This window comes from Geobacillus sp. PLS 41 (assembly GCF_056494105.1).
In genome coordinates this window covers 1827607-1842668 of record NZ_CM151395.1, presented here as the reverse complement: position 1 = coordinate 1842668, position 15062 = coordinate 1827607, and the positions used below count along the sequence as shown (strand labels likewise).

General features: G+C 54.1%; 16 protein-coding genes. 1 reads left to right on the top strand and 15 read right to left on the bottom strand.

Annotated features, from left to right (window positions below):
• Positions 1–63: 63 nt before the first annotated feature.
• From ACVX3G_RS09180 to ACVX3G_RS09120, 13 genes are all read right to left on the bottom strand, one after another.
• Positions 64–1857 (bottom strand): ATP-binding protein, encoded by a 1794-nt coding sequence (locus ACVX3G_RS09180; RefSeq protein WP_014196238.1) that lies wholly within the window; start codon positions 1855–1857, stop codon positions 64–66.
• A complete protein-coding gene (locus ACVX3G_RS09175; RefSeq protein WP_479454605.1) occupies positions 1857–2600 on the bottom strand; it encodes a response regulator transcription factor in 744 nt (247 codons plus the stop codon). The genes ACVX3G_RS09180 and ACVX3G_RS09175 overlap by 1 nt, the downstream gene beginning before the upstream one ends.
• A gap of 78 nt (positions 2601–2678) precedes the next feature.
• Positions 2679–3866: a c-type cytochrome biogenesis protein CcsB gene (gene ccsB, locus ACVX3G_RS09170; RefSeq protein WP_011231762.1), complete on the bottom strand. Its 1188-nt coding sequence runs from the start codon at positions 3864–3866 to the stop codon at positions 2679–2681.
• Entirely contained in the window at positions 3853–5517 is a 1665-nt protein-coding gene (locus ACVX3G_RS09165) for a cytochrome c biogenesis ResB family protein (protein ID WP_014196240.1), read from the bottom strand. Before ACVX3G_RS09165 ends, ccsB begins: the two co-directional genes overlap by 14 nt.
• Positions 5518–5530: 13 nt before the next feature.
• Positions 5531–6055 carry a thiol-disulfide oxidoreductase ResA gene (gene resA, locus ACVX3G_RS09160; protein ID WP_011231764.1) on the bottom strand — a complete coding sequence of 175 codons (525 nt, stop codon included), beginning with the start codon at positions 6053–6055 and terminating at the stop codon, positions 5531–5533.
• Positions 6056–6197: 142 nt separating this feature from the next.
• Entirely contained in the window at positions 6198–6929 is a 732-nt protein-coding gene (locus ACVX3G_RS09155) for a pseudouridine synthase (RefSeq protein WP_011231765.1), read from the bottom strand.
• Between the two features lie 132 nt (positions 6930–7061).
• On the bottom strand, positions 7062–7595 hold the full coding sequence (locus ACVX3G_RS09150) for a spore maturation protein (protein ID WP_011231766.1): 534 nt from the start codon (positions 7593–7595) through the stop codon (positions 7062–7064).
• On the bottom strand, positions 7595–8191 hold the full coding sequence (locus tag ACVX3G_RS09145) for a nucleoside recognition domain-containing protein (protein ID WP_011231767.1): 597 nt from the start codon (positions 8189–8191) through the stop codon (positions 7595–7597). Before ACVX3G_RS09145 ends, ACVX3G_RS09150 begins: the two co-directional genes overlap by 1 nt.
• Positions 8184–9332, bottom strand: coding sequence for a D-alanyl-D-alanine carboxypeptidase family protein (locus tag ACVX3G_RS09140; RefSeq protein WP_014196241.1), 1149 nt, complete (start codon positions 9330–9332; stop codon positions 8184–8186). The genes ACVX3G_RS09145 and ACVX3G_RS09140 overlap by 8 nt, the downstream gene beginning before the upstream one ends.
• A gap of 349 nt (positions 9333–9681) precedes the next feature.
• Complete coding sequence (locus ACVX3G_RS09135) at positions 9682–10995, bottom strand: superoxide dismutase (protein WP_025039220.1); 1314 nt, start codon at positions 10993–10995, stop codon at positions 9682–9684.
• Between the two features lie 355 nt (positions 10996–11350).
• Positions 11351–11752 (bottom strand): hypothetical protein, encoded by a 402-nt coding sequence (locus ACVX3G_RS09130; RefSeq protein WP_011231771.1) that lies wholly within the window; start codon positions 11750–11752, stop codon positions 11351–11353.
• Positions 11753–11770: 18 nt separating this feature from the next.
• Positions 11771–12424 (bottom strand): SMC-Scp complex subunit ScpB, encoded by a 654-nt coding sequence (gene scpB / locus ACVX3G_RS09125; RefSeq protein WP_011231772.1) that lies wholly within the window; start codon positions 12422–12424, stop codon positions 11771–11773.
• Positions 12425–12599: 175 nt separating this feature from the next.
• Positions 12600–13355, bottom strand: a complete 756-nt coding sequence (locus ACVX3G_RS09120; protein WP_033007637.1) for a segregation/condensation protein A — start codon at positions 13353–13355, stop codon at positions 12600–12602.
• A gap of 194 nt (positions 13356–13549) precedes the next feature.
• Here ACVX3G_RS09120 and ACVX3G_RS09115 point away from each other — a divergent pair, with 194 nt between their 5' ends.
• Positions 13550–14089, top strand: a complete 540-nt coding sequence (locus tag ACVX3G_RS09115; protein WP_011231774.1) for a DUF309 domain-containing protein — start codon at positions 13550–13552, stop codon at positions 14087–14089.
• A 22-nt stretch (positions 14090–14111) separates the two neighbouring features.
• Here the strand turns inward: ACVX3G_RS09115 and ACVX3G_RS09110 are convergent, their stop codons facing one another.
• The gene (locus tag ACVX3G_RS09110; protein WP_011231775.1) at positions 14112–14468 is read right to left on the bottom strand and encodes a GNAT family N-acetyltransferase; all 357 of its coding nucleotides are present in this window, start codon (positions 14466–14468) and stop codon (positions 14112–14114) included.
• Positions 14469–14588: 120 nt separating this feature from the next.
• Positions 14589–15053 (bottom strand): 6,7-dimethyl-8-ribityllumazine synthase, encoded by a 465-nt coding sequence (gene ribH, locus ACVX3G_RS09105; RefSeq protein WP_011231776.1) that lies wholly within the window; start codon positions 15051–15053, stop codon positions 14589–14591.
• Positions 15054–15062 lie beyond the last annotated feature (9 nt).

Below are 15062 nucleotides of genomic sequence, written 5' to 3'. Positions count from 1 at the left end.
ACCAGTTCGCTTCAGTATGAAAGAAGCAGGGAAGCCGTGGCTTCCCCGCTCTTCCAAACGGCGCTACGCTCCTTTCGGTCCGCGGGCCGGCAAATAAAACGAAAACGTCGTTCCTTCGTTCAGTTTGCTGTGAACGGTAATGAGCCCTTTATGCGCTTCGACGATGTTTTTGGCGATGGCAAGGCCTAACCCGGTGCCGGAACGGCCGCGCGTGCGCGCTTTATCGGCTTTGTAAAACCGTTCAAACACAAACGGCAAATCCTCTTCGGGAATGCCGGAACCAGAGTCTTGGACATGGATCGTCACGCCGTCGCCGCTTGGTTCGATGATGAGGCGAACTGTGCCGCCCGATTCCGTATGGCGGATGGCGTTGTCAATTAAGTTCGTCAGCACCTGTTCGATCCGATCCGGATCGAGAGCGATTTCGATGTCCCGATCGCGAAACTCGGCTGTCAGCTCAATCTGCTTTTCTTTCGCCAGCCCGTAAAACTTGCGGATCACCCGCTCGATGTAAGGAACAAGCTTGACTTGTTCGTACTCTAGCTCGATATGGCCAGCTTCCATGCGCGCCAAGTCAAGCAGATCGTTAACAAGGCGGCCCATGCGCAGCGACTCGTCATAAATGACTTTCGCCATCTCTTTCTTCTCTTTTTCGCTCGCCGCGATATCGTCGATGATCGCCTCGCTGTAGCCTTGGAGCATGGCAATCGGCGTGCGCAATTCGTGCGAAACGTTGGCGATAAAGTCTTTGCGCAGCTTGTCAAGCCGCCGCTCTTCGGTCATGTCGCGCAAAACAGCCACCGCGCCGCGCACCATCGTTTTGCCGTACAGCGGCGTCATTAAAATAACCCACGTCCGCCCCTGCAGCGTCACTTCGGTCGATTGCTCCTTCTCCTCGCGAACGACGCGGGCAAACAGCTCTTTCACTTGCGGCGGCAACGGCGCCATCGCTTCCGCGTCGTTCCCTTGCTCAAAATACCACGCCTGCAAAAACCGCTCAGCCGGCGGGTTCGTAATCAAAATTTCCCCGTCGCGGTTAAACGTAATGACGCCATCGGCCATGCTGCTTAAAATGCTGGCGAGCTGTTCTTTTTCCTGGTTTAAGGCGTTGATGTTAAACTGCAGACGCCGTCCCATTTGGTTGAACGCCATCGCCAGCCCACCGATCTCATCGTTCGTTAAAATCGGCACTTTCATATCGAAATGGCCCCGCGCCATTTCGAACGCGGCTTGCCGCATTTTCCGGAGCGGAGCGGTGATGCGCGTCGACAAGAAAAAGGCAAAAAACGTCGTCATGACAATGGCGATAAACGCGGCGAGAAAAATTAACTCTTTCGTCCGCTCCGTCGCGTCGGCGATCGCCTCGAGCGACTGATAGATAAACACAGCTCCTCGGCTGCCATCCGGCATCGACATCGGCACGCCGACAATGATCATATCACGGGGCAGCTTTTCTTTTGGATGCCGCTCCGGCATATACAAACGCTTTTTCACCGTTTTCCCATCTGTCAGCACACGCCGCAAGTCCCGATCTTGGCGAATCGACGACAGCGGCATATTGTCCAACCCAGCATCGCCAGGCGAATACCAATAGTGCGACTCATCGGCGACGATGACGGCTTTCGTTCGATTGTCCACAAGCGTCCAAGCGATCGAGCGGGCAAGCTGCTCGTCGCGGTAATCGTGCATCACCTCGGCCACTTTTGTCGCCAGGCGGGTCAAGTCGTTTTCCGCTTCCTGCACATAATAATCTTCCAAAAATTTAATAAGCAAAATGCTTAAAATAAACAGCACGCACGAAACGAGCAACAAAATCGTAAACCATAGCTTGCCGACGACGCTGCGAAACAGCCACATTAGTCGCTCACTGCCTCAAATTTGTAGCCGACGCCCCAGACGGTGACGATCATTTTTCCCGCCTGCGGCAACGCTTTATTCAACTTTTCGCGCAACCGTTTAATGTGGGTGTCGACCGTGCGCAAGTCGCCGAAAAACTCGTAATGCCATACTTCTTTGAGCAGCTGTTCGCGGTCGAACACTTTGTCGGGCGAGCGGGCCAGAAAGAGAAGCAGCTCATATTCTTTCGGCGTTAAGCTGACTTCCTTGCCGTCGACCGTCACCCGGTGGGCATCGTTGTCAATCGTCAAATGCGGAAACACAAGCACGTCTTTCGCCGTCGTCTCCACCGGCGCGTAGGCGGCGTTCGCCGCGCGGCGCAACAGCGCTTTTACGCGCAGCACGACTTCGCGCGGACTGAACGGCTTGACAATGTAATCATCCGTGCCGACTTCAAACCCTTGCACGCGGTTGGATTCTTCGCCTTTTGCCGTCAACATCATAATCGGCGTCGTTTTTTGCGCGCGGATTTCTTTGCACACCTCAATTCCATCTTTGCCCGGCAGCATCAGATCGAGCAAAATGACATCATAATCATTCGTCAACGCCTTCTCCAACGCTTCATTGCCGTCACCGGCCTCATCGATCACATAGTTTTCCCGCTCCAAATACATTTTCAAGAGCCGCCGGATGCGCTCTTCATCGTCAACCACTAAAATACGGACGGTTTTTTCTTGTTTTTCCAATGCTTTGCACCCTCCCATCATCAATGGAAATACTCCCTATTTTCTAGTTTACCGAAAAACCGGATGCTCGCCAACAGAGCATCCGGTTGTTTTCCATTATGTTCCGGCGTACGAGTGCAATCCCGCAATGACGAGGTTGACCGCCACTAAGTTAAACATAATAATGGCAAAGCCGATGACGGCGAGCCATGCCGACTTTTCACCATGCCAGCCTTTTGACAAACGAAGGTGCAAAAAGGCAGCGTAAAACAGCCAAGTGATAAGCGCCCATACTTCTTTCGGGTCCCAGCCCCAAAAACGCGTCCAGGCGATTTGCGCCCAAATCATCGCGAAAATGAGCGCCCCGAGCGTAAACACCGGAAAGCCGATCGCCACCGCCCGATAGCTGATCTCATCGGTCAAATCCAAGTTAACGTTCTTCACGAGCGGCTTGAGCGCGGCGGCAACGCGCTTGCGCAAGAGAAGCCGAAGCATGATGTACAGCGCCGTTCCGGCTATGAGCGACCAGATGACCGTATTGAGCTTTCTTGCATTGATGATCGCCGGCATCTCAACAAGCGGCTCCATGCGGCCGGCGCTTTCTTTCATAAGCTCCCCTTTGTGCGGCCCAACGAGCGCCGGCATATCGTAGATGACCTCAACCGTCTGCTTGTTTTTGTCCACCCACGTGAACTTCGCTTCATACCCAGAAAGACCGAACGCTGTCGAAACGATGACAAAGCCGAGCGTGGTAATTAAGCAAAACATGACCACTTCGAGCCAAAACGTCCGTTTCGACGGCTTCGATTGATCGACGACGCGAATCAAATAGATGAGCCCAGCGACAAAGCTGATGGCCAAAATCGCTTCACCAGCCGCCGCCGTCGTCACATGGATGTGCAGCCAATCGCTTTGCAAGGCGGGAATGAGCGGCGAAATTTCCCGCGGAAACATGCTTGCGTAAGCAATCACAAGCAACGCGACCGGCAGCGCAAACAAGCCGAGCACACTCAGCCGGTAAATGAAATAAATAATAATGAAAGCAGCAACCAGCATCATGCCGAAAAAGGTCGTAAACTCGAACAAGTTGCTCACGGGCGCGTGCCCGGCGGCGATCCAGCGCGTCACAAAATAGCCGACTTGGGCGAGAAAGCCGATGATCGTCACGGAGATGCCAAGCTGCGACCAACGATCCTTCTCTTGCCGTTCTTTTCGCTTGTCGCGAATGGCTCCGCCAAAAAAGAACGTGCCGATTAAATATAGAACGAACGCGATATATAGCAACGTGCTGCTAAGCTGTACCATGTCCATGGACTTGTCCCCCTTGTCCGGCTTTTTTGTCGTTTTCGAGCTGATCAGCCGGCATCATGACGCCGGTGCCGTCAAGCAAACGGCGCAGCTCGTTTTTCAAGCCGAACCAGTTTTTATTCGTGTGCGCGGCAATCCATAGCTCACCGTTTACCCGCTGCACCCAAATGCGGCGGTGGTTCCAATACATCCCTTGGATGAGCCCGATCATGAAAATCGCGCCGCCTACCCCTAAAATCCAAAGCGTAAAGTCGCGGCGGACGGTCAAACCGGAGACATTGCGGGTTTGAAGCCCCGCGAACGCCATTTTGTATTTGTTGTTGCCAAACGGTTCGATCGTCTGCTGGATGGCGACAAAGCTTACTTCCCCTTTCGGACGGTCCGGCGCGTACATTTTGAACACGAACGCCGGATTGTTCGGCACGCGCGACTTCGTTGACGGATTGCCGTCTTCATCAAACTCAAAATCAGGAAAATAGCTTAATAGCTCAACGCGATACCCATGTCCGAGATTGTACGACTCTTTCGGATCATACAAGTCGACCGTCACCGTGCCGAACGTTTCCCCCGACTGCTTGTCCGCCAACTGAAATGACATCGCTTTCGGCTCATTCAAGCGGAAATCGACTTGGTAGAGCGCATAATGGTCGAACTCCAGCGGCTCGTTGACGCGAATCGGATACTCCTTCACTTTTTCAAGCTTCGGCTTGGCGCCGGGGATCACAGGACCGACACGCTTATACAACACGACGTTTGTTTGATAGTTTTTGGCGATCATCCCGTTGCCGACGCGGTCGATGGCAGCGTTGAACACTTCGTTGTCTTTGCCTTTCTCATATGTTTCAAAAATAAATTTTTCACTCTTTAAAAAGTAGCGGCCGTTCGTCCCAGGAATTTCTTTCGTCTCCCCTTCCGGAATCCACATCACCCGATCGATGTACATGCCGGGAACGGAACGAAGCATCGCCCCGATCAAGAAAATGATGAGGCCGATATGATTGACGTACGGCCCCCAGCGGGAAAACCGCCCTTTTTCAGCGAGCAAATGCCCGTCTTCCTCGCGGACATGGTAGCGCCGCGCAGCCAGCCGTTCTTTCAACACAGCCATCGTCTTGTCGAGATCGCTCACATGCGAGACGCCAAACAACCGCTGCCGCTCTAAAAAGCGCGGATGGCGCTTCACCCCTTGCCGCTTCAAGGCGCGGTAAAGCGGAACGACCCGGTCCAAGCTGCAAATGACAAGCGAAACGCCGATTAAGGCGATGAGCAAAATGTACCACCATGAGCCGTACAAGTTGTTAAAGCCGAGCTCATAATACAGCTTCCCTGCCCAGCCGTACTGCTGCTTATAATACTCCGCCGGATCGACGTTCGGCGGAATATACATTTGCTGAGGGAAAATCGTGCCGATCGCCGAAGCGATGAGCGTGATGACGATGAGCGCCACCCCGACTTTGACCGACGAGAAAAACGCCCAAATTTGGTCGATCATCGTTTTTTTGTACGTTTGCGATCGGCGCGCGCTTCCTTCGTAGCGCATGTCCAAAATCAGTTTTTCTCCCAAATCGGCAAGCGGCTTGCCGCACGACTCACAAAACGCCGTGCCGTGCGGATTGACATGGCCGCATTCGCATTTGACGTGTTCCATGGCGCAAAACTCCTTACGGTTTGATGCTTTCTAGATGCCGTTCGATGTCTTCTTTCGTCATCGTTCCGGTAATGATTTGTTTTACTTCGCCGTTTTTGTCAATCAAAAACGTTGTCGGCAGCGGCCCGACGTTATAGGCGTTCAATACTTGATCTTGACGGTCGATCACAATCGGAAATGTCAGGCCGAACCGTTCCGCGAACTTTTCAACGCTCAACTTCGGTTCACCGACATTGACAGCCAAAATTTCAACCCCTTGTTTTTTGTAAATCGGGTACAGCTCGTTCATATACGGCATCTCCCGCTCGCACGGCTTGCACCACGTTCCCCAAAAGTTCAAAAAAACGCCTTTGCCGCGATAGTCTGAAAGACGATGTTCATGCCCTTTCAAATCAGTCAGCACAAAATCAGGCGCCGTCGAACCAACAGCGACAGCCGTTTTCTCCGTGAAAAAATTCGTGTAAATCGTATAGCCGATCGCCGCGAGCAACACGAGCAAAATCGCTGTCCTCATCACTAAGCGCTGTTGTTTTTTCATCGTTCAAACCCCTTTACGTTTCTCCTCCCCCACAGCCAACGGTAGAGGGGAGGCAAGCGGTTCACAATCTCCCATTTTCCATTATAGCAAAGTCCCTCGCTCGTTTATGCGCAAGGATATGAACGTTATGTGACAATCTTCGTCATTTTCTTCCCCCGGATTGGGCAAGGACGCGCAGCAACTTCACCTCATGCGGCGTCAGCTCGCGGTATTCGCCGGGGCGCAGCCCTTTCAAATCGAGAAACGCGTACCGCTCCCGCTTCAGCTTCAGCACCTCGCAGCCGATCGCCTCAAACATGCGGCGCACTTGCCGGTTTCGTCCTTCGTGGATACGGATTTCCACAATGGCTGTCCCCTTCTTCCGGTCGGCGGAGAGCAGCTTCACTTTGGCTGGCGCCGTCATGCCATCTTCCAACTGCACTCCTTGTTCGAGCCGTTTCAGCTGCTCGTGCGTTGGAATGCCTTTCACTTTGGCAATGTACACTTTTTCAATTTCATACCGCGGGTGCATAAGCAGGTTGGCAAAGTCGCCGTCATTCGTCAACAAAAGCAGTCCAGACGTATCGTAGTCAAGCCGCCCGATCGGATAAATGCGTTTGTCCAGATCTTTGAAAAAATCGGTCACCACTTTGCGGCCTCTGTCATCTTTGACGCTGGAAATCACCCCGCGCGGCTTGTACAGCAAATAATACACCGGCTCTTCGCGCTCGATCGGGATGCCGTCGACTTCGACATCATCGCGCGGCCCGACCTTGACGCCAAGCTCCTTGACGACGCGGCCGTTCACTTTCACCCGCCCTTGCAAAATGAGTTCTTCCGCCTTGCGCCTTGACGCGATGCCGGCGCGGGCGATCACTTTTTGCAACCGTTCCATTCTCTCTCACCTCTTTCATCATCTTACCCTTTCCGTCTAACAGATACAAGTGCGGCACTTTTATTTTTCACCTTTCCCGTCCCCTTTGCAAACAAAAAACCCGCCGGACGGCGGGAACGAAAAAAGGCGCCGCTAGCGCCCGAATACAAACAAAACGATGAAAACAGAAACAATAAAGCTGAGAATGTCGGCCAAAATGCCGACTTTTAACGCATCGCCCATTTTTTTGACGCCGACGGCGCCAAAATAGACGGTGAGCACGTAAAGCGTCGTCTCCGTACTGCCTTGGATCGTAGAAGCAAGGCGCCCGATGAACGAATCCGGGCCGTAAGTAGCGATCAAATCGGTCGTCATGCCGAGCGCCGCCGTGCCGGAAAGCGTGCGGAGAGCCGCAAGCGGAACGACTTCGGCCGGCAGTCCAATGGCATCAGCCAGCGGTTTGATCACTTCCATCATGGCATCAAGCGCCCCTGAGGCTCGGAAAATGGCGACCGACACCAACATGCCGACCAAATACGGGATGAGCGAAAACGCGATCTCGATCCCTTCCTTGCCGCCTTCCACAAACGCTTCGTACGTCGGCACTTTCTTTGCTGTACCGTAAAGCAAAATAAAAGCAATGAGCGCAGGGATCAGCCAAACAGAAAGAAGTTGGACGATGGCCATTATGGCTTCCTGCCTTTCCGCATCCGTTTCCAATAATAGTACCGGTCAATCAATACCGCCCCAATCGTCGAAATCGTCGAAGCGACGATCGTCGTCCCAATGATCTCGCTCGGCGCCGCTGAACCGTACGTCATGCGGATCGAGATGACGGTCGCCGGAATGAGCGTAATGCCTGATGTGTTCATGGCCAAAAATGTCACCATCGACCGGCTAGCCTCGTCGCGGCCGCCGTTGAGCTTTTTTAGCTGCTCCATCGCCTTTATGCCCATCGGCGTCGCCGCATTGCCAAGGCCGAACATGTTGGCGACCATATTCGAGACGATATAGCCGAGCGCAGGATGGCCGGGCGGCACCTCTGGAAACAAGCGGCGTACGAGCGGCATAAACAGGCGCGCCGCTTTGTCAAGCAAGCCGGCGCGTTCAGCGATCGCCATCAGCCCGAGCCAAAACACTAAAATGCTGACCATGCCGATGCTGATCGTCACCGCTTCTTTGGCGCTTTCAAACACCGCTTTGTTCACTTCGTCCATCGTGCCGTTGGCCGCCGCAAAGACGATGCCAATGACCGCCATCATCACCCAAATGAGGTTAACCATCGCTTCTCACACCTAAAAAGCGAAATACTTGCCATAAAAACCCTCGGCCGCTTCCTTCCTTTCCCGGTTCATACAGCAGCGGCACCGAATCAACCGCCTTTTGATGCAAATAAAGCACCGCCTTTCCGACCTCTGTCGGCGCCCGTTCTGGGTATTTTTCCCATTCCTTGCGCGGCTTCAGCAAATACACTTTCACCCGCAGCCCGCTCTCCTCTTTATCGGTCACCGGATATCGCAAATCGCGGACCGCCTGCAGCCGCCCGCGGTAAAACGGATCAGAAATTTTGTCGACCACCCGCTCGCTGCTCACTTTGGCGATGTGATAATGAGAAAATCCATATTCGTACATAGCGATATGGTCATTCCAATCGTCCGGTGCATCCAACGTCACGGCGATCAAATCGATGCCGCCTTTGGATGCCGTCGTCACGAGCGTGCGATGGGCCCGTTTCGTATAGCCGGTTTTGCCGCCGGTGCAATATTCGTAAAGACTTGTCAACAACTTGTTTTTATTTCGCCACACACGCGCGCCGTCTTCGCCGGGCGGAGCGGGGGCGCGGTACACCTTCGTCCCCGAGATGCGCCGAAACTCTTTGTTTTTCATCGCATATTGCATGAGCAGCGCCATATCGTACGCGGTTGAGTAGTGGTTTTCCGCGTCATCCAACCCGTGCGGATTGGCAAACTCGGTATCACGCATCCCGATTTCAGCCGCTTTTTGGTTCATTAAAAAAACAAATCCTTCGACGCTGCCGCCGACATGTTCAGCGATGGCCACCGCCGCGTCGTTGCCGGAACGAAGCATCAGCCCATATACCAAATCGCGCAGTTTGATTTTCTCCCCTTGGCGCAAGTAAATTGACGACCCTTCGGTCCGGACAGCGCGGGCGCTGACCGTCACCGTGTCGTCCATCTTCCCCGATTCAATCGCCAAAATGGCGGTCATAATTTTCGTAATGCTGGCGATGCGCCGTTTTGTATAGGCATCCTTGGCAAACAAAACCCGCCCGGAATGCTGCTCTATCAAAATCGCGCTTTTTGCGCTCACCCCATCCATAGCGCGCATCCGCTCTGGAACAAATGCCATAATCCCCGCAGCGAGTGCAAGAATGAGCGCAATGAGCCGCTTCTGCTTATTCATCTCATATCGGCGAGGATCCCCCTCCTTTAAGGAGCGGGGAGGAATCGCCTGTTCCTCCTTTCCGATTAGGCTGAACGGGCCGCAGCCGAAGAAACGTCGCGGCGGAAACAGGCTGAACCCCAAAGCCGCGTTTTGTACAAGTGTATGCCTCGATGGGACAAATATGATGAAAAAATGCTGTTGCAAGGGGAGACAGCCTGAACGATCCGCTCCGGCGCTTGCGCTGGGCGCGTTGATGACATTTTCCCTGCAAAGAGAAAGCCGCTCCTTGAAACGGCGGACAGGTGTCCTGATGGATCGCAGCGCCTGCTCTCCCAAAAAAACGGGCAGGGGGTTCCCCCCCGCCCGTTTAAAACGGCTGCCAACGAAGCTTCTGCGCCTCATGAAAGCGTTCTTCAACGTTGCGCCAGTTGACGACGTTCCACCAATGTTCGATGTACGCCGCCCGATCATTTTTGTATTGCAAATAGTAGGCATGCTCCCACACATCAAGCACGAGAAGCGGGATCACATCCCATTGCGCCATGAGCTGGTGTTTTTCCGCCTGCAAAATTTCCAGACGGTGCGCTCGCGGCGCCCAAACGAGCAGCGCCCAGCCGACCCCTTCGGCGCTTTTCGCCGCTTCGGTGAAATGACGGCGAAAGGCGGTAAAACTGCCAAAATCGCGCTCGATTTGCGCCCGCAGCTCCCCGCGCGGCTCGCCGCCGCCCTCTGGATGCATGTTGTACCAAAAGATTGTATGCAAATAATGCCCGGAGCCGTGGAACGCCGCTTCCCGCTCCCAATGTTTCAACAGATCAAAATTGTTCGTCCGGCGCGCCTCGGCCATCATCCGCTCCGCCTGATTAAGACCGTCGACATAGCTTTGATGATGCTTCGTATGGTGAAGGCGCATGATTTCTTCGGAAATATGCGGCTCGAGCGCATCATAACGGTACGGCAGCGGCGGCAAGACATGACGGCCGGGCGCTACTTGTTGACGCGGCTCACCGCCGTCGTCCGCATCCACCCAGCGTCGCTTTCCATCGGTCACGTTGTCCGCTTGATCCGGCTCGCCGTCAGCTGCATCAGTCGGCGAGTCGGAGAGCTCCGCCATAAAAGCCGGCTCTTTTGCGTCCTCAACCCGCTCTGCCGTCCCGCTGGTGTCAAGCCATCCGTCTTCGTTCTCTTTGTTTTCACTCTCCAGTTCAGGCGACACCGATTCCCCTTCGACTTGTTCTTGCGTCGCCTCTTCTTCCCGATCGGCAGCTGACGAATCAGCCAGGCGGACGGCCCGAGTGTATACGTCATCGACAAGACGCTGGAGCTCGTAAATCGCTTCTTCGGTCCATTCATCGCCGTGTCCATCGATGTACGCCAACAAAGACGAAAGCCCAACATCCTCAGCCATCCTGCGTGCAGACAGCGCCTGTTCAACTTGTCTTCCCCACGCAGCCGCTTCCATGACATACTGGCGAAGCGCACCGACATACACGTCATCGGCAAGGCGCTGAAGCTCGCGGACGGCCTCTTCCGTCCACTCGCCGTCATGCTCGGCAATAAACTCGAGCAGCGACGAAGCGCCATCCGTGCTTGCCCCACGCAAAGCGAGCGTCTCCTTGACTTGATTTCCCCATTCGTTCACCCTAGCCGCATATTGGGCGAACAACACCTGATCGTCCATTTGGTAAAAACCTCCTCCTGTTTTGTTCGCCATATCGTATGCTGTCATGGGGAAATCGTTCTTGTCCGCATTCACCCAAATTCCCGGCCGCTCATACATAGAGGAGCGAGGGCAGTCATCATAGGAAAAGACAGCAAGGAAGAACAGAATCGCGGTGATGCTTCCCTGCAGCGGGTCTGCAAATGAGCCATAGATAAACCGCTCAAAAAAATCGGGCTGACCCAAAACATATTCGCGTTTTGGGTCAGCCCCCTTTTTTCTGAAAAAGGCAGGCTGCTTTGGCAAACCGCCGGCTGCACCAAACGGTTTCCTTGTCCAGACGCACAGAAAACGCGGCGCCAACCGCATTTTCTCGTTACGCCGACCGTTCAGGCAAGCGGCACTCGCCGGTTTCCGCCCATTCGCTGACAAGCGCCTGCAGCGTTTTGGCGTCTACCTCAGCAAAATAACGGCGCAATTCCTCTTCATCATGAATGTAGACGCGCTTTCGCTTCCGATACGCCGGATTTTTCCATAAACAGACAAGAGCAATGATGTCGCGCAAATGAATGTCGCGCCCGTTAGCCGTAAACAGTGGATCGCTTTCATACGGCAGCCAATCAAGCAGCGCCGCCTCAAAATGGCGCAAATACAACACAGACAGCGTCCGCTCTTCGCCCCCGTCGCGGTACGTGACTTCCGAGCGGTTGAAATAGTCTTCAAACGTGTTCGATTGCGACTTTTGCAGCTCTTCACCGTACAGGCGGCAAACGTTCATGAGCGCTCTCCTTCCCGATCAGCCATTTTTCTTTAGTTTACCATATTCCGGCTGCCCATCGCTCAAATTTTCTGCTAATTTTTCGAAAAATAAATCCGCTTCCCGCTCGGATTCGCCATCGTCCGCCCATTCCGGCAGCGGCGGCAGCTCCTCGAGCGTTTTTAGCCCGAAATAATCGAGAAATTCCGGGGTTGTCCCGTACAAAATCGGCCGCCCGGTTCCTTCGGCTCGTCCAACCTCTTTAATGAGCGCCCGTGCCATCAGCGTCTGCAATGGCTTGTCGCTTTTTACGCCGCGAATTTCCTCAATCTCCGCGCGCGTAATCGGCTGGCGGTATGCGATAATGGCGAGCGTCTCAAGCGCCGCCTGCGACAGCGGCGATGCTCCCGGCGCTTCGACCAACTTCTTTAAATAGGGGGCGTGTTCTTTTTTTGTCGCCAACAAAAACACGCCGCCAAGTTCGACAAGCTGGATGCCGCGCTCTTCCCGTCGGCAGTCTTGTTGAAGCTCCTCGATCACCGCTTTCGCCTCTAGCTCGCTGACTTCCAACACAGCGGCGATTTGCGAAAGTGACAGCCCTTCATCGCCGGCAGCAAACAACAACGCTTCCACGATCGCCTTTGCCGAATTTGGCGCACCGGCGCCCTTTTTTTCTCTTTCGTTTTGTTCCATCGCCCTTCTGCCACGCCAAACTCGTTGGCGCCCCTCCTCCTTTCCTCCTGTTTTCGTCGTTTCCCAAGTCTTCTCACCCCAATGTGAGTCAGCTCTCCGCCTTATCATGGCATGGGCAAACAACAAAAGAAAAGCGGCCCGCCGCAGCGAACCGCCGCGGCCAAACCGCACCGCCTCAACCGGCTGGTTTCACCGCCAGAAACAAATCGCTGAAATTCCGTTCTTGCTCAACGATGATTTCATCTTGCTTCATCAACTCTAAAATGGCCAAAAACGTCACGACGATATACGAACGATCGTAGGACGGAAACAGCTCGTAAAAGTTTTTCCGCCCGTTCGCCTGCTTTAGTTCATGCAAAATTTCCGCCATGCGCTGTTCGACGGAAATATCTTGGCGGGAGATTTTCGCCCGCATCGGTTTTTGCAGTTTTTTTCGGCGCAACAGCTTCGACAAGGCGCCAAGCATATCGTATACGTTCACATCCAGCGGCGCCGCCTTTTTCTCATCCGCGTATGCGCTTAAGTCGCTCGGCGGCTTTGTAAACAAAAGCGCCCGCTCCTCTTCGCGCCGCTTCAGTTCGCGCGCCGCCTCTTTAAACTTTTTATATTCAAGCAGCCGCTGCGCCAGCTCCTCGCGCGGGTCTCCGTCATCGCCCCACTCGATGTCGTCGTCGACAGCTTCCTCATTGGAGGGCGGCAACAGCATTTTGCTTTTGATCGCAAGCAAGGTGGCCGCCATCACTAAATATTCGCTGGCGATATCCAACTCAAGCTCCTGCATGGCGTGAATGTACGCCATATACTGCTCCGTAATTTGCGCGACCGGAATATCGTAAATATCGATTTCATAGCGGTTGATCAAATGCAAAAGCAGATCAAGCGGCCCTTCAAACGCTTCGATTTTGACGTTGTACGGCAATTGCACATCCATCCCACCATTTTTTCCAGAACCACCGCCCGGTAGGCTCGTCTCCAGCTGCAGTACATTTATTGTATCATAACGAAGCGGCGAAGCGAACAGAAAACAGTCTCTTTTTTGCGCCGCAGGCCGCCGAAGTCGTATAATCGAAGAAGAGCCGTCCGCCTTCACATGGCGCGGCCCACTTTTGAAAGGAACGATGGCCGATGTATCCAAAAGCGTATATCGAGTATTTGGTCCATTTCCATAGCGACCGCGATTATTTTGAATGCCACGAAATTTTGGAGGAACATTGGAAACAAGACGGTCGAAACAAAGGTTGGCTTGTGCTCATTCAAACGGCGGTCGCTTTTTACCATTACCGGCGCGGCAACGTCTCGGGAGCGCTGCGCCTCATTCGACGGGCGCGGGCGCTGCTTGACGAAGCGCAAGAGATGATCCGGCGGCTCGGCCTCGATGACGAGGCGCTCGCCCGCTTGCTCGACGAGACGGCTGGGCGGATCACCCGCGGCGAACCGTACGAAAGCGTCGAACTGCCGATTCGCGACCGTTCCCTTTATGAGCAATGCCAGGCCGCCTGCGCCCACCGGCAGCTCGTTTGGGGGCAAGCCAGCGACCTAGCCAACCTTGATCTTGTGGATAAACACCGGCGCCGCGACCGCTCGGACGTCGTCGCCGCACGCGAACAAAAAAAACGGGCCAAAGCGGAAGGAGTTGGCTTCCCTCCCCCTCCGCCGCCCGCCTGAGCGCGGAGCCGCGCTAGTTTCGTTATTCGTTGCACGCATGGCATTTATCGAAAAACGAGGCGGTCCACTCGTTGGCGCACAATCGGCAGCCCGGGTACACCTCTTTCAATGCCTTGACCATCTGTTTTCCGATCCCTTGGTGGCGGTGTGACGGATTGACGCTGATGTGCTGGATTTCCACAACATCAGGAGCGCGCAACAGGACGCCGATAATGCCGACGATGTCATCCCCTTCTTTCCATAAAAACAGCTGCCAATCGTTGTTTGTTTCATACTGTTTCATCGTCTGCTGCAGCCGTTTCAGGTCTTTTTCCGTCGGCATAAACGACAACAGTCCCATGGCGATTTTCTCATAGTTTTTTCGGTAACGGATTAACATAAAAATCCCTCATTATCGACAAACGCTTTTCCGAAATGGAAAAGTTTTTGTCATTTTCTCTATACGTATTATAAACATTCTCACCGATATTGTGAACCATTTCATGCCTTTTTACGCAAATTACGCAAGCGTCCGCAAGACGTTCGCCATTTCGATCGCCGACACCGCCGCTTCCCATCCTTTATTGCCCGCTTTCGTGCCGGCCCGCTCGATCGCCTGTTCAATGGTGTCCGTCGTCAACACGCCGAAAATGACCGGAACACCGCTTGCAAGCGCCGCGTGGGAGACGCCTTTGGCCGCCTCGCTGCAGACGTAGTCAAAATGGCTCGTTGCCCCACGGATGACGGCGCCAAGCGTAATGACAGCGTCAAACTGCTTCGATTCCGCCATTTTTTTCGCCACAAGCGGGATTTCAAACGCACCCGGCACCCAGGCGACAGTGATGTCGCTGTCGCTCACGCCATGGCGCGTCAAGCCGTCGATCGCCCCAGATAAAAGCTTGCCCGTGATGAATTCGTTAAAACGAGAGACGACGATGCCGATTTTCAATCCGGTGCCGACTAAGTTTCCTTCAATGATGCGCATGTTCGTTGC

Excerpts from the sequence above, each read along its gene's own strand:
- ACVX3G_RS09180 (WP_014196238.1), bottom strand. The coding sequence starts at position 1,857 with ATGTGGCTGTTTCGCAGCGTCGTCGGCAAGCTATGGTTTACGATTTTG.
- ACVX3G_RS09175 (WP_479454605.1), bottom strand. The coding sequence starts at position 2,600 with ATGGGAGGGTGCAAAGCATTGGAAAAACAAGAAAAAACCGTCCGTATT.
- ccsB (WP_011231762.1), bottom strand. The coding sequence starts at position 3,866 with ATGGTACAGCTTAGCAGCACGTTGCTATATATCGCGTTCGTTCTATAT.
- ACVX3G_RS09165 (WP_014196240.1), bottom strand. The coding sequence starts at position 5,517 with ATGGAACACGTCAAATGCGAATGCGGCCATGTCAATCCGCACGGCACG.
- resA (WP_011231764.1), bottom strand. The coding sequence starts at position 6,055 with ATGAAAAAACAACAGCGCTTAGTGATGAGGACAGCGATTTTGCTCGTG.
- ACVX3G_RS09155 (WP_011231765.1), bottom strand. The coding sequence starts at position 6,929 with ATGGAACGGTTGCAAAAAGTGATCGCCCGCGCCGGCATCGCGTCAAGG.
- ACVX3G_RS09150 (WP_011231766.1), bottom strand. The coding sequence starts at position 7,595 with ATGGCCATCGTCCAACTTCTTTCTGTTTGGCTGATCCCTGCGCTCATT.
- ACVX3G_RS09145 (WP_011231767.1), bottom strand. The coding sequence starts at position 8,191 with ATGGTTAACCTCATTTGGGTGATGATGGCGGTCATTGGCATCGTCTTT.
- ACVX3G_RS09140 (WP_014196241.1), bottom strand. The coding sequence starts at position 9,332 with ATGAATAAGCAGAAGCGGCTCATTGCGCTCATTCTTGCACTCGCTGCG.
- ACVX3G_RS09135 (WP_025039220.1), bottom strand. The coding sequence starts at position 10,995 with ATGGACGATCAGGTGTTGTTCGCCCAATATGCGGCTAGGGTGAACGAA.
- ACVX3G_RS09130 (WP_011231771.1), bottom strand. The coding sequence starts at position 11,752 with ATGAACGTTTGCCGCCTGTACGGTGAAGAGCTGCAAAAGTCGCAATCG.
- scpB (WP_011231772.1), bottom strand. The coding sequence starts at position 12,424 with ATGGAACAAAACGAAAGAGAAAAAAAGGGCGCCGGTGCGCCAAATTCG.
- ACVX3G_RS09120 (WP_033007637.1), bottom strand. The coding sequence starts at position 13,355 with ATGGATGTGCAATTGCCGTACAACGTCAAAATCGAAGCGTTTGAAGGG.
- ACVX3G_RS09115 (WP_011231774.1), top strand. The coding sequence starts at position 13,550 with ATGTATCCAAAAGCGTATATCGAGTATTTGGTCCATTTCCATAGCGAC.
- ACVX3G_RS09110 (WP_011231775.1), bottom strand. The coding sequence starts at position 14,468 with ATGTTAATCCGTTACCGAAAAAACTATGAGAAAATCGCCATGGGACTG.
- ribH (WP_011231776.1), bottom strand. The coding sequence starts at position 15,053 with ATGCGCATCATTGAAGGAAACTTAGTCGGCACCGGATTGAAAATCGGC.